The 26302-nt window shown below is 44.9% G+C and carries 21 protein-coding genes; 1 reads left to right on the forward strand and 20 read right to left on the reverse strand.

Annotated features, from left to right (window positions below):
* Positions 1-124: 124 nt before the first annotated feature.
* Positions 125-523 (reverse strand): hypothetical protein, encoded by a 399-nt coding sequence (locus tag OH461_RS10755; protein ID WP_270020623.1) that lies wholly within the window; start codon positions 521-523, stop codon positions 125-127.
* Positions 524-665: 142 nt separating this feature from the next.
* Complete coding sequence (locus tag OH461_RS10760; protein WP_270020624.1) at positions 666-1286, reverse strand: hypothetical protein; 621 nt, start codon at positions 1284-1286, stop codon at positions 666-668.
* A 258-nt stretch (positions 1287-1544) separates the two neighbouring features.
* On the opposite strand from OH461_RS10760, the gene OH461_RS10765 reads away from it, so the two are divergent.
* The gene (locus tag OH461_RS10765) at positions 1545-2498 is read left to right on the forward strand and encodes an integron integrase (RefSeq protein ID WP_270020625.1); all 954 of its coding nucleotides are present in this window, start codon (positions 1545-1547) and stop codon (positions 2496-2498) included.
* A gap of 78 nt (positions 2499-2576) precedes the next feature.
* Here the strand turns inward: OH461_RS10765 and rplT are convergent, their stop codons facing one another.
* From rplT to tssC, 18 genes are all read right to left on the reverse strand, one after another.
* On the reverse strand, positions 2577-2930 hold the full coding sequence (rplT, locus tag OH461_RS10770; protein WP_004401084.1) for a 50S ribosomal protein L20: 354 nt from the start codon (positions 2928-2930) through the stop codon (positions 2577-2579).
* Between the two features lie 40 nt (positions 2931-2970).
* Positions 2971-3165, reverse strand: a complete 195-nt coding sequence (gene rpmI, locus OH461_RS10775; RefSeq protein WP_004401085.1) for a 50S ribosomal protein L35 — start codon at positions 3163-3165, stop codon at positions 2971-2973.
* 114 nt (positions 3166-3279) lie between these two features.
* The gene (gene infC, locus OH461_RS10780; protein WP_270020825.1) at positions 3280-3831 is read right to left on the reverse strand and encodes a translation initiation factor IF-3; all 552 of its coding nucleotides are present in this window, start codon (positions 3829-3831) and stop codon (positions 3280-3282) included.
* Positions 3832-3834: 3 nt separating this feature from the next.
* Positions 3835-5763, reverse strand: coding sequence for a threonine--tRNA ligase (gene thrS / locus OH461_RS10785; RefSeq protein ID WP_270020626.1), 1929 nt, complete (start codon positions 5761-5763; stop codon positions 3835-3837).
* A 282-nt stretch (positions 5764-6045) separates the two neighbouring features.
* Complete coding sequence (locus OH461_RS10790; protein WP_270020826.1) at positions 6046-7674, reverse strand: methyl-accepting chemotaxis protein; 1629 nt, start codon at positions 7672-7674, stop codon at positions 6046-6048.
* A gap of 349 nt (positions 7675-8023) precedes the next feature.
* Positions 8024-11563, reverse strand: coding sequence for a type VI secretion system membrane subunit TssM (gene tssM, locus OH461_RS10795; RefSeq protein WP_270020627.1), 3540 nt, complete (start codon positions 11561-11563; stop codon positions 8024-8026).
* 16 nt (positions 11564-11579) lie between these two features.
* Positions 11580-12935 carry a type VI secretion system protein TssA gene (tssA, locus tag OH461_RS10800; protein ID WP_270020628.1) on the reverse strand — a complete coding sequence of 452 codons (1356 nt, stop codon included), beginning with the start codon at positions 12933-12935 and terminating at the stop codon, positions 11580-11582.
* An 8-nt stretch (positions 12936-12943) separates the two neighbouring features.
* The gene (gene vasI / locus OH461_RS10805) at positions 12944-13549 is read right to left on the reverse strand and encodes a type VI secretion system-associated protein VasI (RefSeq protein WP_270020629.1); all 606 of its coding nucleotides are present in this window, start codon (positions 13547-13549) and stop codon (positions 12944-12946) included.
* The gene (locus tag OH461_RS10810) at positions 13546-15108 is read right to left on the reverse strand and encodes a sigma-54 interaction domain-containing protein (protein ID WP_270020630.1); all 1563 of its coding nucleotides are present in this window, start codon (positions 15106-15108) and stop codon (positions 13546-13548) included. Before OH461_RS10810 ends, vasI begins: the two co-directional genes overlap by 4 nt.
* Positions 15109-17706: a type VI secretion system ATPase TssH gene (tssH, locus tag OH461_RS10815; protein ID WP_270020631.1), complete on the reverse strand. Its 2598-nt coding sequence runs from the start codon at positions 17704-17706 to the stop codon at positions 15109-15111.
* A gap of 17 nt (positions 17707-17723) precedes the next feature.
* Positions 17724-18497 (reverse strand): type IVB secretion system protein IcmH/DotU, encoded by a 774-nt coding sequence (gene icmH, locus OH461_RS10820; RefSeq protein WP_270020632.1) that lies wholly within the window; start codon positions 18495-18497, stop codon positions 17724-17726.
* Between the two features lie 2 nt (positions 18498-18499).
* Positions 18500-19834 (reverse strand): type VI secretion system baseplate subunit TssK, encoded by a 1335-nt coding sequence (gene tssK / locus OH461_RS10825; protein WP_270020633.1) that lies wholly within the window; start codon positions 19832-19834, stop codon positions 18500-18502.
* A 3-nt stretch (positions 19835-19837) separates the two neighbouring features.
* Positions 19838-20314, reverse strand: coding sequence for a type VI secretion system lipoprotein TssJ (gene tssJ, locus OH461_RS10830; protein ID WP_270020634.1), 477 nt, complete (start codon positions 20312-20314; stop codon positions 19838-19840).
* Positions 20311-21573, reverse strand: coding sequence for a type VI secretion system-associated FHA domain protein TagH (gene tagH, locus OH461_RS10835; protein ID WP_270020635.1), 1263 nt, complete (start codon positions 21571-21573; stop codon positions 20311-20313). The genes tssJ and tagH overlap by 4 nt, the downstream gene beginning before the upstream one ends.
* A gap of 41 nt (positions 21574-21614) precedes the next feature.
* Positions 21615-22622 (reverse strand): type VI secretion system baseplate subunit TssG, encoded by a 1008-nt coding sequence (gene tssG / locus OH461_RS10840; RefSeq protein WP_270020636.1) that lies wholly within the window; start codon positions 22620-22622, stop codon positions 21615-21617.
* A complete protein-coding gene (gene tssF / locus OH461_RS10845; RefSeq protein ID WP_270020637.1) occupies positions 22586-24355 on the reverse strand; it encodes a type VI secretion system baseplate subunit TssF in 1770 nt (589 codons plus the stop codon). Before tssF ends, tssG begins: the two co-directional genes overlap by 37 nt.
* The gene (tssE, locus tag OH461_RS10850; protein WP_270020638.1) at positions 24356-24796 is read right to left on the reverse strand and encodes a type VI secretion system baseplate subunit TssE; all 441 of its coding nucleotides are present in this window, start codon (positions 24794-24796) and stop codon (positions 24356-24358) included. It abuts the gene before it with no gap.
* Positions 24796-26271: a type VI secretion system contractile sheath large subunit gene (tssC, locus tag OH461_RS10855; RefSeq protein WP_260261940.1), complete on the reverse strand. Its 1476-nt coding sequence runs from the start codon at positions 26269-26271 to the stop codon at positions 24796-24798. Before tssC ends, tssE begins: the two co-directional genes overlap by 1 nt.
* Positions 26272-26302: the final 31 nt, after the last annotated feature.

Raw genomic sequence — 26302 nt, forward strand, 5'->3', positions numbered from 1 at the left:
TAACGCCGCGTTAAGTAGTGAGCAACGCCACCACCAAACCTAAATATTGTGCCGTAAACTCTAAAGCTGAATCAAACTGAAAATGCCGAGCGTTGCGAATCTGTCTTAAACGCTTTGTTAGGCATTAGCCCACCTTTGATTTAGGCGGGTTTTCTAGATAAACAGAGCGGTACTCATTGAAGTAGTATTTTTCCATTTCGTTTGGGTTATCAACAACTATGTATCCTAGTCTCAAACCGCCATAATTCTTGATAATGTAACGATAAAAGCAACCACTAGAGCCTGTAGCTAAGTGTCTCGCATACTGAAAATATCGCCCTTTAATAGATTGCTTCGTCTTACCAATATATAGGATATCAGACTCGCCTCTTAACCTAGGAACAGGACGAACTGAGCGAAAGAAATAGATAACACTTTTAGCAATACTGGCTTCAGCTGAACCAAACAACTCCTTAAATTCACTCTCTAATTCATTTACTTCCGTGATTATCTTAGGAAGCATTTTAATGCCATCTATATTCAATTTTGACTCCTAATGCCTAACGCCGCGTTAAGTGGTGAGCAACGTCAACCACCCTACTTAAACCATTGTGACATAAACACTTAAACTGAAGAAAGCCGAAAACGCCAAGCGTTGGGAATCCGTCTTAAACGCTTTGTTAGCACTATGAACTCAAAGGTTCGATGCTACAAAGTAATTCTACACCTGCATATGTTGTCATCCACTGGTTTTCCTGATGGGTAATTAGACCGAGCTCACTGAGATAGAAGTGGTTAAAGCTTTTTCTAACAGGAGTTAACGCTGACTTATCTTTCTTAAACGTAGCTAATATGCGGCTAAATGAATTCTTCTCTTGATTCATCGCTATATCGTTTAAAAGCATAAGATCCGCAGTTGTTAGCTTAGACAAGAGTCTTGCAATTTCCGGATGTATTTCACCCAGTACGGTTTCACGGGCAAGTACATTAGTCCAAATTTCTTCCTGAACCTCATCTACAAATGTGTCCGCACATTCTAGTGCTATGTAATAGATTTGAGGTTTAATTGATTCTGAAGTACCGGAGCTAGCCTGCTCCACTTTCTCTTTAGCTTTTTCGATAGCTTTAGCTGCAAGTACTTTTTGCATTTCATTTAAAGCTTCAAACTTGGTTTCGATAAGTAGCCCAATTCCAGCAGTCGTAGCGGTTAAAGGATAAGTTACCTTTTGAAATGTTGTGCATGCCAAATCTGTTATTTTGGTAATAGCTTCTTTTGGTAAAGCTTCAGCCAATTGATTCATATCCAATTCCGTACTCCTTTGTTATCGAAAATATGGGTAGTGCTAACGCTTTCTATACAACCAAAAGCCACTTTATCAACCCACATACTGCCATGTTTTATGATTTACCTTAATTGAGCAGAATCACACAAGCTAATGAAATATTGGGATATTAGGTATGAATTAGAGCTTTTCATTACGCAGTTATACTGCAATAAGCCTGCTAATTTTGTTCTGGTAGCTATATTTATACACATGTATAAATAAACAGTATCAAGATAACCTATGAAGAGTCAATTTTTGCTCAGCCTCAAAGAGTATATGCAGAGTAGGCATTATGCGAACAAAACCATCGAAGCCTATCTGATTTGGATCTCTCGCTATATCCGTTTTCATGATCTTCAGCATCCAAGTAAGCTTGATACCAAGCATGTTGAGGAGTTTCTGAGTGACCTCGCAGTCACTTATAGGGTCTCCGTTAAGACTCAGGCTTTAGCGCTAAACGCTGTGCAGTTTATGTATCGAGACTATCTAAAAACGCCAATTAAGCCAGATATGCGCTTTCAAAAATCTCTCTCAGACCGAAAACTTCCGGTCGTACTAACTCGAACAGAAATGAGGCGTTTCGTTGAGCAAATTGACCCTAAGTTTCAACTCCACTTAATGCTGATGTATGGCAGCGGATTGAGGCTAATGGAGTGCGTTAGGCTGCGTGTTCAAGACATTGATTTTGATTATGGGATTTGGCAAGGAAAAGGTGGTAAGAACAGAACGGTCACACTTGCAAAAGAGCTACACCCTCTGTTAGAGGCACAGATTGCCTTAGTAAAGAGGTACTATGATAGAGATATGCTGAGTAATGGCTATGGCGGTACGTCAATTAACCAAGCTCGTAAACCCAAACACCCCAATGCTCAATTTGAATTTGGTTGGCACTTTTTGTTTCCGTCCACAAAACTGACTGTTGAGAGCGAATCGGGCCTTTATAAACGCCATCACATCAACGAAACAGCGCTTCAGCGTAGCGTGAAAGCAACGGCCAAACGGGCGAATATTGAAAAGAATGTCTCTTGCCACACGCTTAGGCATAGCTTCGCTACTCACTTACTGGAAGGGGGCGACGATATACGCACGGTTCAAGAGCAACTAGGCCACAGTGATGTGAGAACCACTCAAATTTACACCCATGTGATCGATAGAGGCGCGAGCGGCGTTTTAAGCCCACTTTCGAATCTCTAACTTACCTTGAAAATTCTTCAGGTAATAAAAAAGGAGAGCCTAAGCTCTCCTTTTCTTAACCCTAATAACTAACTCTAATTAAAGAGCAGCTTTCGCTTTTTCAACTAGAACTGCGAATGCAGCTTTGTCGAATACCGCGATGTCAGCAAGGATCTTACGGTCGATCTCGATAGATGCTTTCTTAAGACCGTTGATGAAACGGCTGTAAGATAGACCATTTTGACGAGATGCCGCGTTGATACGTGCAATCCATAGTTGACGGAATTGACGTTTCTTGTTGCGACGGTCACGGTAAGCGTATTGACCAGCTTTAGTAACTGCTTGGAAAGCTACGCGGTAAACACGTGAACGTGCACCGTAGTAACCTTTAGCTTGTTTTAGAACTTTCTTATGACGTGCACGAGCTTGTACACCACGTTTTACGCGAGGCATTATGCTTCTCCTAAACTAAACGGTTGATAACTAAAAAGAATTAAGCGTATGGCATCATACGAACAACTGCAGCCACTTCACATTTTGGAAGGATTGCGTTTGGACGTAGTTGACGCTTGTTCTTAGTAGTACGCTTAGTCAGAATGTGACGTTTTGTAGCGTGCTTGTACTTAATACCACCAGCAGTTTTCTTAAAACGCTTAGCAGCACCTTTGTTGGTTTTCATCTTAGGCATGATGAATAACTCCGCATTGTTGAGTTGTTAAACATTAGTAATTAGGGCGAACAAAACCCAGCCACTTACCTATAAAGCAAGGCGGCTAGGTTTTCTTACTTGCAAAGCCGTTAATTACTTCTTCTTAGGGGCCAGTACCATGATCATCTGACGACCTTCAATCTTCTTAGGGAAAGATTCCACTACTGCTAAATCAACAGTGTCCTCTTTCAGACGATTAAGAACGTCAACACCGATGTCTTGGTGAGCCATTTCGCGGCCACGGAAGCGAATTGTTACCTTCACTTTGTTGCCGTCTTCAAGGAAACGCGTCAGGTTGCGTAGTTTTACCTGATAGTCTCCAATATCAGTTCCAGGACGGAATTTAACTTCCTTAATCTGAACCTGCTTTTGCTTTTTCTTCTGCTCTTTAGCAGATTTGCTCTTCTCAAAGAGGAATTTACCGTAGTCCATAACACGGCACACAGGTGGCTCAGCGTTAGGACTAATTTCCACTAGATCCATGCCCGCTTCTTCAGCTGCTGCAACTGCTTCTTGAATAGAAACAACACCAACAGACTCACCATCAGCGCCAGTTAAACGAACTTCACGAACGCCACGAATTTCACCGTTTAAACGATGAGCATTTTGTTTGGCCGGTACTTGACCGCGTCTTCCGCCTTTAATAGTTTATTCCTCCAGATTGAGCTTACGGGTAGAGATCTCGTCTTGGATGTATGCAATAAAGTCATCCACTTTAAATTTACCAAGATCTTTACCTTTACGGGTACGTACTGCGATTTCACCGGCTTCCATTTCTTGGTCACCACAAACCAGCATATACGGTACACGCTTCAAAGTGTGTTCGCGGATTTTAAAGCCTATCTTCTCATTTCTCAAGTCCGCTTTGGCTCTAATTCCACATTTTTGTAGTTTTTGTGCAACTTCTTTCGCGTAATCAGACTGCTTATCAGTAATGTTCATGATTACTGCTTGCTCTGGCGCCAACCACGTTGGGAAGAAGCCGTAGTATTCTTCAATCAGAATACCGATGAAACGCTCTAGAGAGCCAAGAATTGCGCGGTGAATCATTACCGGCACTTGACGCTCATTGTTTTCATCTACGTATGTTGCACCTAGACGGCCAGGTAGGTTGAAGTCTAGCTGAACCGTACCACATTGCCATGCACGGTCTAGACAATCGTGTAGCGTGAATTCGATCTTAGGACCGTAGAATGCACCTTCGCCTTCTTGAATTTCATATTCGATGTTCATCGCTTCAAGAGACTGTTTTAGAGCTTCTTCAGATTGATCCCAGATTTCATCTGAACCTACACGCTTTTCTGGGCGAGTAGACAGCTTCACTACAATGTTTTCAAAACCGAACGTTTGGTACGTGTCGTACACCATCTTAATGCAAGACGTTACTTCGTCTTGGATTTGGCTTTCAGTACAGAAGATGTGTGCATCATCCTGAGTGAAGCCGCGTACACGCATAATACCGTGTAGCGCACCAGATGGCTCGTTACGGTGACATGAGCCAAACTCAGCCATACGTAACGGTAGGTCGCGGTAAGATTTCAGACCTTGGTTGAAGATCTGTACGTGACCTGGGCAGTTCATAGGCTTAAGCGCGTAATCGCGGTTTTCAGAAGCCGTAGTGAACATTGCGTCTGCGTATTTGTCCCAGTGACCTGAACGTTCCCAAAGAACACGGTCCATGATTAGAGGACCTTTCACTTCTTGGTAATCGTATTCTGTCAGTTTCTGACGAATGAATACTTCTAGATCACGGAAAATAGACCAACCATTGTGATGCCAGAACACCATACCCGGTGCTTCTTGCTGCATGTGGAATAGGTCTAGCTGCTTACCGATCTTACGGTGGTCACGCTTCGCTGCTTCTTCTAAGCGCGTTAGGTGAGCCTTAAGTGCTTTCTTATCGTGGAAAGCGGTACCGTAGATACGCTGAAGCATCTTGTTATCGCTGTTACCACGCCAGTATGCACCAGCTACGTTTAGTAGCGTGAAATGCTGACAGAAACCCATATGTGGAACGTGAGGGCCACGACACATATCGATGTATTCTTCATGGTGGTAAAGACCTGGACGATCATCACGAGATACGTTTTCGTCTAGGATTTCCATTTTGTAAGTTTCGCCACGTGATTCAAATGCATCACGCGCTTCCTGCCAGCTTACCTTTTTCTTAATAACTTGATACTTGGTCTTAGCAAGCTCTTTCATGCGCTTTTCAATCTTCTCAAGATCTTCTTGCGTTAGAGATTGCTCTAGATCGATATCGTAGTAGAAGCCGTTGTCGATGGTTGGACCGATCGCCATTTTCGCATCAGGGAAAAGCTGCTTAACTGCGTGACCAAGAAGGTGAGCACAAGAGTGACGAACGATTTCTAGACCGTCGTCTTCATCTTTAACTGTGATGATTTCAAGGCTTGCATCTTGCTCGATTAGGTCACACGCATCCACGCGAACGCCATCTACACGGCCAGCGATGGTTGCTTTCGCAAGACCTGGGCCAATAGATTGAGCGACTTCAAGAGTAGAAACTGGGTTGTCAAATTGACGCTGACTGCCGTCAGGAAGTGTAATAATAGGCATGTAATTTCCTTTACAGTGGTGTTGCATACCAAGCAACACATGCATTTTTACTTAATGCGTGCAACGATTGCTGCATTAAGCGAGTAAATGAAAGTAAGTTGTCCGTTCTGCGCAAGTACGGATGCACAGGTTGGGCAAGCAGACATTGTAACCTAACCAAACAAAATAACAATCAAAGTCACAAAATTACTGAAACCAAAACACGTCAAGCAAACGACCAAAAACAAAAATGCCGCTAGGAATGAACTCCTAACGGCATTTTATTGGGGTATAACTTAACGCTTAAAGCGTGAAGAATGAAAGCTGCGCTTTTTGCTTCTCAGCTAGTTGAGAAAGCTCAGTACTTGCGCTCGCGCTTTGGCTGATACCAGTTACATTTTGGTTGACCAGCTCAGACATGTTCACCACGTTGCGGTTAATGTCTTGCGTTACTTGTGACTGCTGCTCAGCGGCCGTCGCAACTTGAGTGTTAGTGTCGTTAATGTTTGCTACCGACTCGGTAATTCCCATTAGTGCTTCGTTCGCCTGTTGAGCTAGCTCATTGTTCTTGTTCAGCATATCTAGGCTAAGCTGCATGCTGTCGTTTGCAAGACCAGACTGCTTTTGTAGCTCTTCAATGATGGCTTGGATTTCACCCGTCGACTCTTGAGTACGAGCTGCAAGCATACGAACTTCATCAGCAACAACCGCAAACCCACGACCTGACTCACCCGCACGCGCCGCTTCGATTGCTGCGTTAAGCGCTAGTAGGTTGGTCTGCTCAGAAATACCGCTGATCACTTCGATCACGTTGTTGATTTGCTCTGATTGCTCTTTTAGCTTAGTCACGACAACCGCTGCGTCATTCAGGGCAGTATTCATCTGCTGGCTTGCATCGCTGCTTTCGTTAAACGTAGCCAATGCTGATTGTGCTAACTGGTCTGCATCGCGAGCCGTTGTATCAGCAAGCTGTGCATTATCACTTACATTGTCTGCTGTGCTTGATAGTTCATTAACAGCTGAAGCAACTTGTTCGATTTCAGCCAGTTCTTGTTGTGCATTGCTCTCCGCTTGGTTCATTACAGCTGCAAGCTCTGTTGAAGCAGACGCGACTTCTTCACTGATGCGGATTAACTGATCTACAGTTGAATGCAGTTGTTCAACAGTCACATTTACATCATTACTTAGCTGTGCAATCTCGTTGTCGCCATCAGCGTCAGCACGAACAGACAGGTCACCTTGCGCGACTTTACGCATTACTGCTTGTAGTTTTTGCACTGGAGTGACGATCATGCCTGATAGAATCCACGCTACAGAAAGTGATACTGCGAACACGCTCAGAATCGTCCACATTGCAACGCTTTGAACTTTCGCCGCGGCACGATTGCTCTCTTCCATTGCTTCGCTTGAAATTGCGTTGACACGTTGAGATAGCTCGTTAATTGCAGATACCATCACGTTACCGGTTTTACGGTATTGAGCGATAAAATCGTTGTATTCTTTTTGGCTTACCAAGCCTTGGTCGCGACGCTCAAAGAAGCTCACAGCATTAATTGAGTAATTAACGTACGCTTCAATGGCGCGATTTACATTCAACGCTTCGCTGCGGAACGTTTCGCGCGCAGCAATCTTATCCAAATCGACTTGGATCTCTTGCATGCCTTGCTTAAGTTCTGTCATGAACGAATCACGACGTTCTGGATCGTAAATCGCGTATACCGCACTGATACGTAATGGGTAAACACGATCATCGATATGAGCCAGTGTATCTTTATAAAACACCAAAGAGTCTGTATTTGAAGCAACCAATTCTTGTTCTGCTTCTAAATTGTTTTTAGTGACCCAAAGTGCGATAAACAGAGCAATAGAGATAAACAGCACAGGGATGAGTACCTGTGTGCGAATAGAGAAGTTTTTCAGGGAAAACTGCATGTATGCCTCAACTAAGTAAATGTTAATCGCATCCATGCAATGGGAATAGTCCCAACGTTTTGTTAGCGCGAAGTTTATTACAAAATATGAATAGCTGTCTACCCCTGTAAGCTATTAATTTTAAGATATTTTTGTAATTGTTCAGTGCCAATTTTCCGGCAGACTAAGTCGAAGCAATGGCGCTTTAAGCAACTGCCTGAAAAAAAACAATATTAAGTTCCATATAGGTCAACGCCTTCTTTGTTGCACAAACTTTCAGCAGGCTCTGTTGGATAAATAAACACACAAAATACAAATACGACCATAGTAAAAACTATGGCCGTATGAAGTGACTACTTCCATTTTTTGGTTAATAGAGGTTACGCGTTAGCTTAAACGACTTAAATACATCTTGAGTGAAAGGGTTGTCATCTTCATCAGATGCAACTCGATAAGTCACTGCGCCATTATCAAATGAGAAGCGATAATCGATAGAGGTCGCGCTCGCTCGGACCACTTCCCCTTGGTCTAGCAACCTAAAGAATGCCCAAGGACCACGTAACACGACGCTACGAGGCGAGGAGTTACCTTGAATAGGAACTAACGTTACCTTGGATTCTGCACTTTCTTTTAAGCTATTTGGCCAAATAAGCTCTACGCTATCTCGGCGGCCATGGCTATACGCTAAGTACTGGCCATCGATGTTTAGTACCCCTCTTCGCTTGTTACTGGTTAACTTGCGTGGCTCTATCGAGAAGCTCACATCCAGTATCCCTTTTTTATTAAAGAACGCCTGTTGAATTTTGTGAGACTGATTGATTTGGTGCAGCACATACGGATTAATCGGTAGATTAAACGAACTGTCGTCTTTGTTGCGGCTCGCGACAATAAGAGGCTTCAAGTGCGTTGCGTAGAAAGCGTCCAACGTACCATTCGGGGCAAAGAAGGCTTCAAAATCTTGCAGAGACGCTTCTTTTCTCGCATGAGGGTTGAACGGATAGCGCCCTTTCAACTTCTGCTCAAACTGCAAGTAAACATCTTGATACCATTTTTTACCCAAATGAGCGGTCGCCTCCTGTTTGACGACATACCAAGACTCCTCCGCCACTTTGCCAATCAATCGGTTCAAAGGTGCCGGCAAACCTTCAGCAATACGCGCAAGGGCATCGATTGGGTCATCACGCTGAGACAACAGCTTGTCTTTGATAGCATCCAATGCTGCTCCACCTTGGCTTGGTGCTTTTTCCATCGCAACGAGATATTGATGCAGCGTATCGATCGAGTCGATAACCTGATGTACATACGGCGGTTTTTCCCCCACTGGCGTTAACATATCATTCAGCTCGCCAAAGTGACGTTTCAACCCTAGATTGACCTTCTCACGCGATTGAGCTTGCCATGTAATACTCACCGCTTGGTCAATCAGATTATCACTACCAATTTGGGTGTTTTCTTCAACCACTCGCAGTAGACGCATCAAAGGTTCAGCGTTGGCTACAAGGTTCTCTAGCACTTGGGTACTTTCACTGAGCGTCGTAAAGTAGCGCATATCAAGCTTATCGAGTACATCTGTCCAAGAGCGGGCGTAATCCGAGATGTAGAGGTCAAGCAGCATGCCTCGAAGCGCTTGTACGTCAGCCTCACTAAACTGGGTCGATTCGGTTTCGCCCAATACCCAACTGTCGATAAGAGCCAGTTCAGAGACACTTTCTAGTTTAGGAATGAAGTATTCATTTAAACCTTTCGGAGTGAATAATTGCGGCACGGTAAATACACGATTCGCAGCGCGTTGTTCATCAAATACCAAGGCAAAACTTGGTCCAATAAGGTTATCCAAATGAAGTGCTGGCCCAAGTACAAATTGAGAGTTACGACGTAATCCTTGATACACCCTTTGCTCAATCGGCAATTTTCCAAGCTGGTACTGCGCATGTTTGATTGTCACGTCATGTGGGTAAAGAGCCATGATTGCATCGACATCGGCATCACTTTTTGCCGTTTCTAGATCGGAGGTTTCCATCGCCACCAGCAAGTGGTCCATCAGATCATTTTGCATTGCCGCGCGGCCAACGTAATACTCCTGCCACAGCTGAGAGAAATACTCTTCAACCATTGGGGTAATTCGACCACTCTTATCCACCACCATCTTATAAACACGTAACGCTTCGAGTTTTTGCTCATCATTTTTCGCATGTTTAAGCTCGTAAACCACTTGCTCTAGCAACAATGGAACAAAGCGTTTCTGCAATACATCATGATACGTTTGCTCAATTTCCGGCGCGATTTTATGCCCCTGAAAGAGCGCAAAGTCTTTCATCGCCGCCATATCACCTTTGTAGTCGCCAAAGACTTGAGCAGAATCACGCAGTTCATTAAGTGCTTGGATAGTTGAGCGAAGTGACGTAGATGAAGCCACTTGATTTAGAGCTTGATAGCTGTTCGCTTTCGCCAATACGCTGTCAGAACGTTCAATGTTTTGCTGATAGTTAACGTGCCAAACACCGACCATCGCGGCAGCAGCAGCAATGCCTAGACCACCAATCACTCGCGTTTTACGCGCTGCCTTTTTCAATGAACTTAGGTTGCCTGACGCTAATCCTGCTTCTTTATACAATACCGCTTGGAATAGCTGCTCAATGAAATAGGCTTGCGACACCTTACTACGAACCGTTTTACCAATTGGATTATCGATTTCATAACGGCGTGAGGTCGCATCTGAAAACGCATTCACCATCACCCCTTGCTGGAATGCCGAGGTTAAGAACACACCACGTAAGCCAAGATCGCTCGGGGCAACTTCACCTGTAAAGGTCTCGTTAAGCAGCCTCATGACCATCTCATTAAGCCCTTTCATCTGACGACTAAAGGCAAATAATTGCTGACCACGCTCTGCAATACGCGATTCACCCATGCCTGCGCTAGCACGATAAGCCAGATCTTTTGCCCAATGCTCAAACTGAGACTCAATAGAGGCAATTGCCGTTTTAGCATCTTGAGAAGAAAGGTTGACGCTAAAACCAAGCGCCTCGGCGCGCTCTTTGGCAGATAATGATGCGAAGGTATGCTCAAAGCCTTCCAACAAATCGAGCTTCGTCACAACTAAATATACCGGTACGCGACTCGAGAGAGTTTGGTTAATTTCAACTAGGCGAGTTTGAATTAACGCCGCTTGGGCTTTACGTTCCGTTTCTGAGCGAGTAATCAAGCTGGCAGCATCTACACCAATAATGATGCCATTAAGCGGTTGGCGCTGACGATATTTGGCTAACCACTCTAAGTAACTCTTCCAAATTTGTTGTGTGCCTTTTTCCTCTGAACCATTGTTTGCCTGTTCAGCATTTAATAGTTCGCTGCTTGGCTCCCAAATCATTGAGTTTTCACCAACCCAACAATCAAGGTCCACTTCATGACCATCGGTTGTGATTCTCTGACGCTTAAAAGTCTCGCCGCTGCGATTAACTAAGCTGCTTTTTCCGCACTCAGAAGCGCCGATGCATAGGTACCAAGGTGTTTGATATGGAAACTGGCTCTGTTTAGAAAAAGAACGTACTGATTCCATTGCGCCATCAAGCTGAAAATGAAAGCGCTCGTACCAACGTTGCTGCTCTTGTTCTGCTTTCTTAAGCTCTTTAGGATCCGGTTTCGCTGGTTGATCTGCCTGCATGGTGACGCGTAGTTTTCGCCATTGCCATGCCCAGAAGACCAAAATCCACGACAACAAATACGCGACGGTACAAAAAATTCGCGATGTGGTCGTTGCTAATGGCTGTTCACCATCGATTGTCCACCCGGCTCCCCACCACCAAACCGCGAAGATGGGAAACAAAAATAATAACAAGAATAAAGTAGGTTTTGACGCTGACCACAACATTCTGATCGGCATTAAAATTCGACTTAGTGACGTCAACATGTGTTTTTCCTTTGTCCTACGACGTTGATAAGTTTTGCAGTTTTTTAATCAGTGACGGCTCCCATTCTTCGACCGTCACATGCTTTATTTTTTCGACTAAATCTTGGCTTTGTAATCGAGCTAGGGACGACAAATTTGACTTGTTCATCAATTCTGCCATTTGGTATCGCCAATACGATTGCTCACGCAACTCTCTTGCTGATGACAAGCCTTTATCCAGTTCAGCCATAGCAAGTTCTAGATCGTCGGTATCCGGTAGCTGAATGCCCGCTCCAGAACTGGTGCTGTTACCTCCAGAAGGCGCATTGGCGCTTTGTAGCCATTGCTGAACAGTAGCAGGAACAAATGGCTCGCCTGATTTAAACGATAAGTCATTGATAATTGGTAATCGGTCTAAGAAAGCATTCGCTTCTCGAGCGATACAATCCGCCCAATCTCGGTGGCCAAGCTTCAACGCAATATGTGCGCTCATGTAATGACCATCAAACCAATAAGGCGCAATCAAAAGGCTATTTTCTACTTGTTGCCATAATTCAAGGTCCGGACTAGCCATGCGCTCTTGATACTCTTGAGCTCGCTCTGTAGACATAAAACGTAGCGCTGTAACCCCATTACCATCATGATCGGGCGCGGTGGTGATCGTGTGCCAAACCGCATAACGACGCATTGAGATAGCCAAGAGAGTGCCCGTTTCTTGCTGAGATACCTCTTGCGCTAGCTCTTGCAAAGTTTGCTTTAAGCTTTTGTCACTCGAGCGCGATGAAGTTGTAGTCATCGGCTTAGGAACTGGCTTAGCGCTTTGCTCACTCTCTACCGCTTTACGCTCCTTCCACTGATTCAAACGGCTTTTGAGTAACGTGCTGACCTTATCTAGCTCAGACAGCTCTATCGCTTCTAACGCCTGCTCCCATGGTTCTAGCGTTTGAGTAAAGTTATGATGGCGAGATTCGGTTAGCTCATCGAAATTCAGCTTATCCAATGCTTGCTCGAAACGTTGCAAATGCAATTGAGCGTATTTATGGCGAATTCGTTTGCCTTTATTACCCGGAGCTGGAAAACAGTTTTCCCAAAAATGAGTGACAAAATCGACCCAAACTCGCATCGAAATTAAGTAATGGTCTAAACCCGCATGGTTTTGCAAACAAAGCTGCAGAAAACCCAGTACGCGAATATCTTTACTTTTACTGGCAAGAATATTGAGACACTGTTTTTGCACGTCATCCCATTTAATGTCGGTATGATTGAGCGTGCCAAGTTTCATCATTTCTTGTTCAATAAAATCAAACTCTGCATCATCTTCAAGCTTGATACCCGCAGGGCTTTCATCGCTTATCGCCGCAGTAACTTTGTGGCGAAAATCTGAAATATCCATATCAAAACCTACCAACTACACGGGTCACGGAGTGCTTCAATAACACCCGCTACCTGACTGGTTTCAAATCGCAAGCCATCAAAACCACGAGCACTAGAGCGCAGAGTGACGCTTTCTCGATTCATTAAACGCTTCATCAATGAAATCGCAGGCAACCCTCTGGAGGCTTCAAAGATTAAACCTGAGTCATCACTGCGCCATGACTGACGCTCTCCATTTAACACAGAGATAGACACGCGCGCCGCCGATACTGGCTCAGGTAAATAAAGCTCAACGCGTGAGATATTGTCGATACAACTCATCACCAACACTTTGCCTTCCTGTTGTGATGGCAAAGTAATCAGCGCGCGTTTATTTTGTTCATCGACCTCAACTCTCGGGGATAAGTCCCCCTCTGACCTCTCTTGCTCTAAGCGCTTGACCAATAGCCACGACAACGGTTTCTCTCCTGAACTGACTTTGGCCGATTCGAACACACGATCAAAGCAAGTTAGGCGCTGATTGGGCGTGGTAATTTCCGCGCATTGATACGCTTGTGATAATTGCTCACTGGCGATGCTTGGTAAGGTGACGGTTACGGCAGAGACCATGAGACCGCTGATAAAGAATTTCATCCGATCAACTCCAGCTTCTGACACTTGTACGCTAACGTGCGCTTAGGAATGCCTAAACTGCGCGCTGCTTTCGCTCGGTCTCCGCGATATTTATCGAGTCGAGACTGAATAATCGAAGCCTCATAACAGCGAATGGCGTGTTTTAGATCATCAATCGCTTCAATTTCATTGCTTGAGGTATGCAAAGGCTCAATACTTGGCACTGCGATGTGAGTAGGCTCACCAAGATTAGAAAGAACATGCAGCCTATCTTTCACACTATTAAGCGAGATTTGTTTGCCCTGTAAAGTTTGTGCGCAGCCAAATTCAATTAAGTGTTTCAACTCACGCACATTGCCTGGGAACGCATACTGCTTAAGGCGATCAATGGCCAAAGAGTCGATACCTGAAATACTGGCATCATGTTCACGGTTATATTGTTTAATAAAACCATGGGCTAGCTCATCAATGTCTTCAATACGTTGGCTCAAGGTTGGAATAGCGAGTGGGAACTGGCATAAGCGGTAGTACAAGTCCTGACGGAACTGTTTTTCTCTTACCTGCTGAATTAAGTTCACGTGCGTTGCGCACACTAAACGAAAATCTGAGTACTGCTCTTCTTTACCACCGAGCGGCCTAAACTGCTTGGTTTCTAAAACGCGAAGTAATTTCGCTTGCAAGCCCAAAGGCATATCGCCTATTTCATCTAAAAACAGCGTACCGCCATCTGCTTGCGCGATCAGCCCCTTACGATCCGAATCGGCACCTGAGAAAGCACCTTTGCAATAACCAAATAGCTCACTCTCTAACAAGTTTTCAGGGATTGCCGCACAGTTAATCGCTATCATGGCTTGGCTGCTACGGCTGGAAGCTTGGTGAATAGCTTGTGCGACCAACTCTTTACCTGTCCCCGTTTCACCTTGCACCATAACGGCTAAATGTGAGCTTGCAGCACTGACGATTTTCTCGCGCAGTCGCTGCATGGCGACACTCGTCCCGACTAAGGTTTTAGCCATGTCATTTTGCAGTTTCTGACGCTCACAACGCGTTTCTGCATGTTGCAATGAATCAGAGAGGATTTGCTGATTCAGCTTGCTAGAAGCCATTTCATCCAACAGAGCGAACTGATTTGAGAAAAGATCCAAATATTGCAAGAAGGCTTGGTCGGCACTTAAAGCGTGGAGCTTATCGTTGTCACCAACCATCACTAATAAGTTAGCGACCTTGTTTTCTTTTAGCGGTAGGGGGTAAATCGCCATACTTGAGAACATGCCAACTTTTTGCGCCAATTGACTAAATTGAACGTCATTTTGCCAATAGATCAGTTCATCACTGGTCAGTACTTTGACTTCGGATTTGTTGATGACATGGCTAAAAGGGACGTTGAAATCATTTACCGACCAGACCAGTTGTGGAGTAAGGCCGGAGGAAGACAACGTGCGCCCTTCTGCATTGGGAGTTAACACAAACGCTGTTTCAAGCGCTAATCGTTGAGAAATCGAATCTAAAAAGCTTGATGTCAACGTTTGACGGTCACGCTTTGCTACGATCTCAACACTGTATTCCATCCAGCCTTTCATTTATTTCACCTCTCCGACAAACTCATCATCTTCGACACGAATCGTTACTTGATTTACCGGCTCTTGATTGGCTAAACGAGTCAACAATGCCAGTGAAATCGGCGGTAGCACTTGACCGTCAATGATCGCTTCAAGCATACGAGCACCATTTTCTGAGCGGTTAGCTCGTTGCAGAATCAGTTCGATAACGCTCTCTTCTATCAGCACTTCTGCGCCGTAACGCTGACTAAAGATTTGCTCTAAGCGGGATAACTTACCGGCCACAATTTCTGCCAGAACCAATTTATCCAACGGTAGATATGGAATGGTCTCCATACGAGCAAGGAGCGCAGGTTTAAAGAAATCCGCCAAAATTGGGTAAAGTGCTTCATCCAATACTTCTGGGTTTTCATTATGTTGAACAATGGCTTGGTAACCCAAGTTTGAAGTCAGGAAGAACACGATATTTTGACAGTCGATTAAACGACCTTCGCCGTCTGCCAACTCACCCTTATCAAAAGCTTGATAGAACAAGTTCAGTACTTCTGGGTGTGCCTTTTCTACTTCATCAAGTAGTACAACTGAATAAGGTTTCTTACGAATCGCCTCAGTAAGTACGCCGCCTTCACCGTAGCCCACATAACCCGGAGGAGAGCCAATTAAACGAGAGACGGTATGTTTCTCTTGGTATTCCGACATATTGATGGTGGTGAGGAACTGTTTACCACCATAAAGCTGGTTGGCCAGTTGAACCACGGTTTCTGTCTTACCGACACCACTCGGGCCAACCAATAAAAATGCCCCTTTCGGGCGACCTGCACGGCGTAAATCAGCGCGAGCCGTCAGCAAGTTTTTATGTACTCGCTCGATGGCAATATCTTGACCCTTAATGGTTTCGCGCAGCGTGTCTGCAAGCTGAGTGATCTTATTGAGCTCATCAGACTTCATCTGATCGATAGGCACGCCTGTCCAATCGGCAATGACTTCCGCGATTTGCTCTTCATCGACTTGTGGGTGGATCAACAATTCTTTGGTTGATAGCGCTTCAAATGACTCTGTAAGCTCACGTAAACTCTGTTGAGCGTCAGTTAGGATTTCTTGCTCATCTTCCTCACTGTCGAAACCTAAAATGATTTGACGCGCTTCGATAATGCCCTGCACCATCTCTTGTTGCTGTTGCCACGCTTGGTGAAGGTCTTGATACTCATCGTTTTCCACATCATGCAATGTATGCAGTTCATCTAAGCGAATACCATCCACTTCTTCGCCAAGAAGTTTGGCGCGCTCCAACATATCAATTTCACGCTGACGTTGGACGCTTTGAGTTTCTAACTGTGCCAGACGTTTCGGTGGCGAAGAAAGGTTAATCGCAATTCGCGCACATGCAGTATCAAGTACGTCGATCGCTTTATCTGGCAGTTGACGTCCTGACAAGTAACGCGCAGACAACTGAGAAGCCGCTTGCAGTGCAGTTTCTGAAATAAGCACAGTGTGGGCTTTTTCGTAAACATGATGAAGACCGCGAAGAATGTCGATCGTTTGATCGACAGAAGGCTCATCCACTTTGACCACTTCAAAACGGCGAGTTAACGCTGCGTCTTTTTCAAAATATTTCTTGTACTCTTTCCATGTCGTTGCTGCGATAGTACTGATTTCGCCGCGAGCAAGCGCAGGTTTAAGTAGGTTAGCCGCGTCATTGTCACCACCGGCACCCACTAAGGTATGAGCTTCATCAATAAATAGAATAATTGGATTAGCCGATTGCTTAACTTCTTCAATCACTCCTTTCAGGCGCTTTTCAAACTCACCTTTTACCGAAGCCCCGGCTTGGAGTAGGCCTAGATCGAGTGACATAATCGTCACCCCTTTAAGCCTTTCAGGGACGTTGTCACTCGCAATGCGCTGAGCCAATCCTTCAATCAACGCACTTTTACCAACACCGGCTTCACCCACGACGATTGGGTTGTTTTTACGGCGACGACATAGAATGTCTATCATCAAATTGATTTCATTGTCGCGGCAAAGTACAGGGTCAAGCTCACCCTTCTCGGCGTCTTGAGTTATGTTTTTGCAGTACTTTTCTAACGATTGTTGACCGCCAGCCAATAGCGGCTGTTTCGCGGATTTATCATCAGATACAACAGGGGTCTCGGATGAATTAGCCACCACTAATTCAAACTCACGTTTCAGCGCTTCTGCTGTTAATGGCTCAAGTAGACGTCTGACTGCTAGATTCAAATAACGTTCTTTACTGGCTAACGCGATGACAAAAATGGCCCCAGAGCGAAGCTCTGTTTGATTAAGCTCAGTGGTCGAAATCAGCCACGCCTCTTGTAGCGCTTCCACCAACAAAGGCGAAAACGGCGGGAAAGTATCTAATGTGTGTTCGCGGGTATAATCTTCTTTGATCGCCGCTTTCAGCGCATTGTGATCGATGTTGGCATGTTGAAGAATGGTACGTAGATCAGACAAAGGGTTATCTAACAATACGTCCATGTAATGTGCCAGTGTTACTTCTGGTTGCTGTTGTTCAATACAAAGCGAGGCCGCTTGCTCGAGGGCCAGTTTGCTCTGCTCGTTTAGTTTTGAAATCAATGTGGGTAATTCAATGCGAATCACGATAGTCACCTAGCTAATTAAAGTAATTGTTGAAGTTGTTGTAATACATGGTCAGTGTTGCTTGCGAGCAGCTGTGAATAGGTCACATAAGCGGCTGATACAATGCCGCCAATTAAAAACAACACCTGCCATGTCGAAAGTCGGCGCTTCAATTTAATTGGCACATTTGCGCTGTGTTTAGGGTTCGCTACCAATGGAGATAAACTGTGTTGTAACTCATCAAAGCCTAATAATTTATGTAGATGAGCAATCACTTTGTCGCGTTCTGCTTGGCCGTTTTCGATAACTCGATATTTACCCTCAAACCCTAGTGCCAAGCAGAGGTGGATAAACTCAAGTAATGTGCGATATTTTTCCGGCTCGCTGGAGAGGCGCTCTAAAATCTGATACACCTTCTCACCACTCCACGTTTCGTTGAAAAACTTCGCAAGTAGCGACTGCTGTGACCAACAACTATGGCCACCCCAAGGGGTACTTAGAATCGCTTCGTCCAATGTGGCGCACAGCACATAGCGGTATGCGTTTAACTGTGCCTCTTCATATTTCCCCTCAAGCTCAGCATCAATCGCTTGAATTTCTTCGACGACTTGCTGATACACATCGTCGACGTTGTAGCAGTCCGATAGCGTGCGAACACGACTGGCAAGTCCTAATAACGGAATTGCGGCATCAATGAGACTGTTAGGGTGGTCGCCATTGATTTGAAACCAATATTGTTGGTCTTTCTCTATGCTTTCTACGCTATCGAACAGCAAATCTTGATAATGTTGTGTTGAATCAAATGAACTCATGATTAGCTCCTAATTGCCCAGAACTGCATATCTAAACCTTCAAACTCACCAGCGATGTGGAACGCTAAGCCACTCGCACCCGATAGCTGCTCCCATGCAGGGCTATTTTTATCCAACTTGTAGTAGCTAAAGCCCGCGTGATAAGGCAGCTGTCTTGGTGCTACTGGAATAGGTAATAGCGGAACACCCGGCAACTGTAGTGATACCAAATCGCGGATTTTCTCCGCTGATGACACTTTGGTTTGCTGAATAAAGAGGCGTTGTAGCTCTTCGCTCGGCATCTTGGCTTTAACCGCCACGATAAATTCCGCCTCTTTGATCAATTGAGAATCCAAAATAGGCGCAACGCGTAAGCCATATTTTTGAACGTCCAACTGAATTGAAATCGCTTTTGGCTGCAGTACGATAGACAAGCTCTGACGCAGCACTCGAATCACAGGCCCAAACGACAAGTTAGGGTGAGCGTGGTCGTAGTTTGGCATTGTCACTGGTAAGCGGCTTTCATCAGTAAACGTAGTGAGCTCACCACTTAAACTGATCAAATTTTCAAACAGGCGCTCAGGATGTAGACGTCGCAGCTCGGAAAGGTGCTTTAATTTGGGCTGCCAACGGTTGAGAGCTTGAAGCAACATAAAGTCAGACACTTCCGCGACCCCACCTTGCGCAGGTGCAGCCATGCGCTGAGCGATATTTTTGGCTCGTTCACTCATCAAGCCAGAAATCTCGTTAACAAAGCGATGTAGTGATCCGTGACAAGCAACATCTAACATACAAGGTATGAAATCATCATCGAGCACAATGCTGCCATCTGGGCGCTTCTCGACAATTTTAGCGATGGCGACAGAAGCAAATGAGCTGCGATCTTCACGCTCTAGCAGCAGTTGCATCTTAAGAGGTGACACTTCAATTTGAGCGCTATCGCCCTCTAGCGTATGCACATCACGAACCTCTAAGCGGTGAGATTCAAAACGAGATGTTCCCGGTTCATTTGGCCAGTCCACTTCACGAAGCGCATGGCTACGAAGTGGGACAGCAAGATAAATAATCTGATTCACTAAAGAAGCATCTTCAATATCAAGAGGCTCTGGCATGGTATCTTCTTGAGGGATTCGGAACACCGAACCATCTGGCATAATGCCTGTTGCTCGCTCAATGGCGATACGCCCAAAAGCCAGATACTCAAGGTTGATGGACAGCTCGGTTAACCCGTATTGAAAAGGGTTTCCAGAGGCAATTCGCTCTTCGATATGGTATTCAAGAAAGCGCTGCTGCTGCTGGAAATGCTGTGGTTTAATGAACAGTCCTTCATTCCAAACTACGCGACTACGACCAAACATCGGTTACTCCACTCGTTCTAACTTAACGTCATAATCTTTAAACAACATCAACAGGTGATATTGACGCCCCGTTTTCACCACTTTGACGACCTTTTTCCAATCACTAAGCTCTGGCTCTGAGAAGTGCGCCATCACCCCGATGTAATTGGTATCTTCACTGATCTCAAAAGAGTTAATGAACTTAAACTGGCCTGGTACTAGCATGTAATCGTAATTTTCGACGTAATTACTTTTCAGTGCTTTTGAAGGGCTGCGCGAGATGAGGTCATAGTCAGCGGACATAAACATGGAATCGTCCTCTAGTTCAAAGACTCGCACTTCGATTGGCGCGGCCTCTCCCATTACGTTAGGGTTGACACCATCATCACTAACTAGGCTAAAACTGACTGTAGATGGCCCTTCATGAGGAGCGACAGGCTCAGAAGAAGAACAGCCAACAAGCGCGAGCGCGCTAGCCAAAATTAATAGATATCCTTTCACAATTTACTCTCCACTTGTTGGGTACGAATCTGCTTGTCGTACGCTTGTTCAAATATTTCCCAAAATAATTTTTCAAAGCCTTGTTGGTGATTGGCCGTTAGTTCTTGGTGATAGTGTTGGTACATCTGCCAAGACCAAGCATCCGATGCTCCGTCATCTAACGGCTTATCGTTATGATATTTACCGCCTTGATAACGCTGAAAACGTCGCTGTAGAACTGGAGGCGATAGAGCCACTAACAACTGCGACAACGCCTCTGATATCGCGTGCTGAGTTGCATCGTTATGCTCAATTACGTTTTGTAAACTTTCCTCAACCGCCGCTGGCGCAGAAAGGTGAACAAAACTTTTTTGACTATCAAATAGAGTTTTCACAGTCTCGGTGTAATCGAGGCCAAGTTTGATTGGGTTATCTTCAATAGGACGTAGATTGCGACTGGCAACCTTAAAGCGCCCTTGGTTAAGCTGTTGATGCACATCTTGCAGGCCGCGAATCGCATTTTGCATGCACTGGCCTACCTCTTGAGATAACACGTGTAACTGGTCAACATTCTTCGCTTGGTCAAGCTCCACCCCTAACCCTTGGAACATTGGCCCAGTCAGGATGTGGTCATATTGGCCTGTTGCTTGTGATGGCTGTTGACTCTGAGACTCTTGTTTAGGAACGTTTGGCAGTTCCATGTACTGAGTGTCTTCCATGAATTCTGCTTCTGAGATCCGAGAGTCTGAACAGTCACCTTTAATGAGTGCTTGCTGCACTGTGCCATTGTTGGTCGTTGCTACTCTAGGCTGTTCGAGCAAACTGTGGTCACGGTTATCTATTAATTGATCGACAGGTTCAATTTGAAATGAGACCGCTTCTTGTTGCTGCGGAACACGTTGGCCTTCATAGCTATCAATTAATGTAAGGTTTTCATCTCTAAACTGTCCCATGGTGGCGAAACTAAAATGGACACGAATATTGACTTCACCTAGCTGAATTTCATCAAGGTCATTCAAAGCAATCAGACGACTGCTACCTAATGGCACTTTATTGCCGTTAATTCGTGTTTGATTGCTGCTATCGCGCAAGCAAAATTGCTGCGAGACCCAAATAATTTCGCAATGAATTGGCTCAATACTGTTGGCCATATCATTAAGTAGCCAACCCGCATTCGCTGTTGAACCGATCGTTCCCCCACTGCGAGTAAACTGGTGTTGAACATGAACGCCAGGTTTCAATTGAAACGGGTTCGATACAGAAAATTGAATGGTATTCATACCTACAGCCTTATCTCTAATCCCTACGGCCTTATCTGACCTTACTGCCTCACCTGAATAGTGACGCTATCTTTAATTGGCGTTTCACCTAAGAACGAGTCCCACCCCAAAGCCACCAAATTGTCTGGGCAAAAGGTCAGTTGCGGACGTTCTTCTTCTGTCATTGAGAGTTCGATGTCATAAGCAAATTGTTCTCGAAGCGCGTGTTCGACCAACTTACACAAAGGCTTGAACTCTTTACCTGTGGGCAAAAAATCACGGTAGCGCTGACGAGATAACCCAGAAATCACGATGACAAATTTGCTGCTCGCATCGCGAATCTTGCTGCCTAACATGGTGTCAACACCCAACTGAGCGTTGCGCTGACCAAGCTGTTGTTGCTGCTCAACCACTATTGGCGTTCGGCGTACTTGCCATTGAGTAATTGATACCTGTGGCAAATCAAAATAATGAGCAATGATCCCTGCAACTACTTGAGGTGAACGGCTTTTACCGGCAAGCAAACCGGAATAAGCCAACATCTTGCACCAGTTAATTGGTGTCTCACCGCGTAAGTAAGGATCACCTAAACCCACTAACGCAAATAGCTGAGCTGAAAAGCTATCTTGCGCATCTTCTTGAAACCGAATGTAGTAACGGTATTTTCGCCAAACTCGATAGGCCAAGCTGATCAATCGATTATTAAAGAAATCGAGAAACGGACGCTTAAACCCTTGAGTGCCCTCCGTGGCAATTTGCTCCAACATAAACCCTGGTAACGGTGACTCAGCGCCACACAAACCAAAAAAGTTCGTTTCTAAGTACAAGTTGTTGGCTTGGTTGCGACCAATACTCGAAATATCTGACGGTGAAAAACCTAAGCTTGGATTGGCGCTAAACACCAGTTGGCATCGTTTTTCCCATTCATGACACTCTGGATTGATCCCTTCTAAGCGATGTAACAATTCAACCAATTGATAGAAACTGTAGTCTTTAACGTTGCTTGGCCACTCCTGTGGGACCAACGCACCGTCTACAGCAGTGGTTGCTGGCCCTGACGGATATCCCATGTGTATCTCTCTTGATTTTGCGAGTTCACAATCTCTAATTGATGGAAAGAGTTAATGCTGGAGTACAAAGCGAAGAAATGATTCAACACAGTGCCAAACAGATACAACTCACCTTCAGAGACAAAACATTTAGGATCGAGAACCAAAATGGTTTTAAGACCACGCACCGACAAACCTTTTACGATTCGATCAACCGGTTCAGATTCCACTTTTAAAATGCTCTCTAAACGTAAGTTCGCGACTTTCTCTGCTTGTCTATCCACCAGCGCTTTGAAGTCATACACTTGCAAAATACTACTTAGCGCTTCTTTGCTTTGTAGTGACAAATAGTTGAGAGAGAGATTACTGATCAACATCCATTGCAAACTGCCATCAAGCATTGGGCGTAATGTCTGTGTTGGGCGCGTAATGTTCTCAAATGTCGCGTATGGCGGTGAGGTATCTGTAGGCTGACAAATATCACCAATACCGAGTTCCATCGGCAGCTGGCGGTTCGTACACGTCAGTTTCAATGATACCGATTCATCCATATCCACGGCATAAGTTTCATCCGCTCGAACAAACGAGATGTAATGATCAAACCCATCACCTCGAATCGAATCTTTTACCCGCAAGCGATAGTAGAGCGACTGGCGATTTTGCACGCGCTCAATCTCATGCTGAAAGCTCTCAAATGCCGTGTAGTCTCGGCGTTGACCACGGTGACGAGAGGTCGAGTCCTTAGAATCTTGCCAGCTGAACACTTGATCAACGCTAAACACTTCATAGTGAGAAGGTGTACGGCTCGAAGGAATTAACTTGTATTCCGCTTTCTTACCACTCAAATCAATCGGATCGGCATCATGTTCAAACAAGTTAATCGCTGGTACGCAATACAGTTGAAACTGCTCGTCTGAAACATAAATATTGCTTGGAATCGTCTTATTGAAATGAAGCTTAAGGGTAAAGTTGCCCGTGACTCCTTTAGCCACAGCCTTGCTTAAACCATTAATCTTCACAAAGTTAAACAAGTCAGGGTACGACAAGTACTCTTGGAGGATTCGGTAGCCTTCATGCGCGTTTTTCGTGTACGGGAGAACACTATCTTGCGAATCAAAGCCAAGCACGCCCATACCTTGCACAGGAACGTTAAAGCTTGTTCCTTGCACATCCACTTCTATCGACTCGAGATAATGGTTGATCCAAAAGTAGATCATCTGCGCACTGAATGCGTCACCACCGAGATAAAAGCCAAGGTTGTCGATGCCCGCCTCACCAAACGTCACCCCACCTAAAAGATTTAGCTCTATATTAATGATGGTTGCTTTTCGGCTTCGATGGGTAATCACATCCTCACAAACCAGAGGATAGATTTCGACATCACGACAAGTACGAAAATGACAAGAAGTTCCAAACACTGCATTGCTATCAAGCTGAGTGCCTTTTTTGATCACTTGACGCTCACTCAAGCTACGGTCTGGCGTAAAACGCATCACCGTTGTGCTTGGGATAGGACGTAAGTAATTAGGCCACAACATGTTGATCATTGAGTGTGTCAACTCAGGGAACTGGTCTTCAACTTTCTGCCTTAAGCGAGCAGTTAAAAACGCAAAACCTTCAAGTAGACGCTCAACATCAGGGTCAGCATGCTGACCCTGCAAATAGCGTGAAAGCTGGGGATGTATTTGGGTAAACTGCTTGCCTTGTTCTTTTAAGAACGAAAGCTCTTCCCGAAAATACTTATCTTGAGCCATCTAAGAATACACCCTGTACTGCTTGTTCTGATCCAGCATCAGCTGAAGTTGGACTTTACGGTGAAGCATTTCACTATTGAGCTCGGCATCGATCTGAAACTTCAATGAAAGCGTACTGATGCTCTCTCGCAACACGTTTACTCTGACATTCGCCAACCTAGGTTCATAACGTTCTAGGCAATGAGTAATCGCTCTTTTTATCTTTACTGATAAGTCGAGAGACTCTAACGTCGCATCGTTAAAATCGATTAATCCGAGTTCTGGAGAGCTTAATGATTCACCCATCCGCGTATTAAGCACATTGGATACGTTTCTTTTGATTGAGTTGAGCACATCCACCAAATCAGGCCCTTGGGTCACTGAAAAGGTTTTGTCACTCGAACCCAATCTTTCAAAGAAACTTACTCCAAAAGTGCTTTCTTCTGGAGCAATGTAAGTCATTAGCTTTGATCCAATCGGCCAACTAGTGACAATTCAAAGTTCGCACCCATGTATTTAAAGTGAGGACGTACTGCCATAGAAACCTTGTACCAGCCAGGGTTACCTTCAACATCACTCACTTCAATGCGCGCTGCGCGCAATGGGCGTCGACTGCGAACGTCCGCTGGTGGGTTCTCTTGGTCAGCGACGTATTGACGAATCCAACCATTAAGCTCGCGCTCAAGGTCTTGACGCTCTTTCCAAGAACCAATTTGCTCACGCTGTAGCACCTTGATGTAGTGGGCAAGACGGTTAACAATCATCATGTACGGGATTTGAGTACCAAGCTTGTAGTTGGTCTCAGCCATCTTACCTTCTTTAGTGTTAGGGAAGATTTTCGGCTTTTGAATCGAGTTAGCCGAGAAGAATGCGGCGTTATCACTGCCTTTACGCATAGTAAGTGCAATGAAACCTTCTTCTGACAATTCAAACTCTTTACGGTCAGTCACTAAGACCTCTGTAGGGATCTTAGCTTGCAGTGCACCCATTGACTCAAACACGTGTACAGGAAGGTCTTCCACTGCACCACCGCTTTGCGGGCCAATCACGTTCGGACACCAGCGGTATTTCGCAAAACTGTCAGTCAAACGAGTTGCAAATGCAAACGCTGTATTACCCCACAAATAGTGGTCATGAGAAGCACTGACGCGTTCTTCATAGTTAAACGACTTAATTGGGTTTTCTGTTGGGTCATAAGGTACACGCAGTAAGAAGCGTGGCGCAGTTAAGCCTAGGTAACGCGCATCTTCTGATTCACGAAGACTGCGCCATTTAGTGTACTTAGGACTTTCAAAAATCGATTTCAGATCTTTAACGTATGGTAGCTCTTCAAATGAATCTATACCAAAGAACTCCGGGCCTACTGACGATAGGAATGGTGCATGTGCCATTGCACCTACGTTACCAAGATACTGAAGAAGCTTCATATCAGGAGTAGAAGGTGTAAAGGCAAAGTTACCAATGATTGCGCCAACAGGCTCACCACCAAATTGACCATAACCAGAGGAATATACGTGTTTGTACAAACCAGATTGAGAGATCTCTGGTGAGTATTCGAAATCTTCTAGAAGCTCTTCTTGAGTCGCATGAAGCAACTCGATTTTGTTGTTCTCGCGAAAATCAGTACGATCAATCAATAGCTTCAAACTACGCCAAGAAGATTCAAGCTTCTGGAACTGGTCGTTGTGCAGGATTTCATCCATTTGCGCACTGATTTTTTTGTCCAGCTCAACCAACATTTGGTCAACCAGACTTTTGTTTACTTGTTGAGATTCACGGCTTGAACCCACAAGATTTTCGATAAACGCAGACACACCACGCTTTGCAACTTCATAACCTTCATCCGCTGGCGCCATGCGTGTTTGCGCCATAATTTCATCCAGCAAGTTCCCCTGCTCGGCGGATTGTTTCTCCAATACGGTTTCTGTAGTGGACATGATTTCATTCCCTTAAAAATAACAAATGTTA

Origin of the sequence: Vibrio sp. LaRot3, assembly GCF_027587025.1 — a bacterium.
Classification (GTDB): Bacteria; Pseudomonadota; Gammaproteobacteria; order Enterobacterales; family Vibrionaceae; genus Vibrio.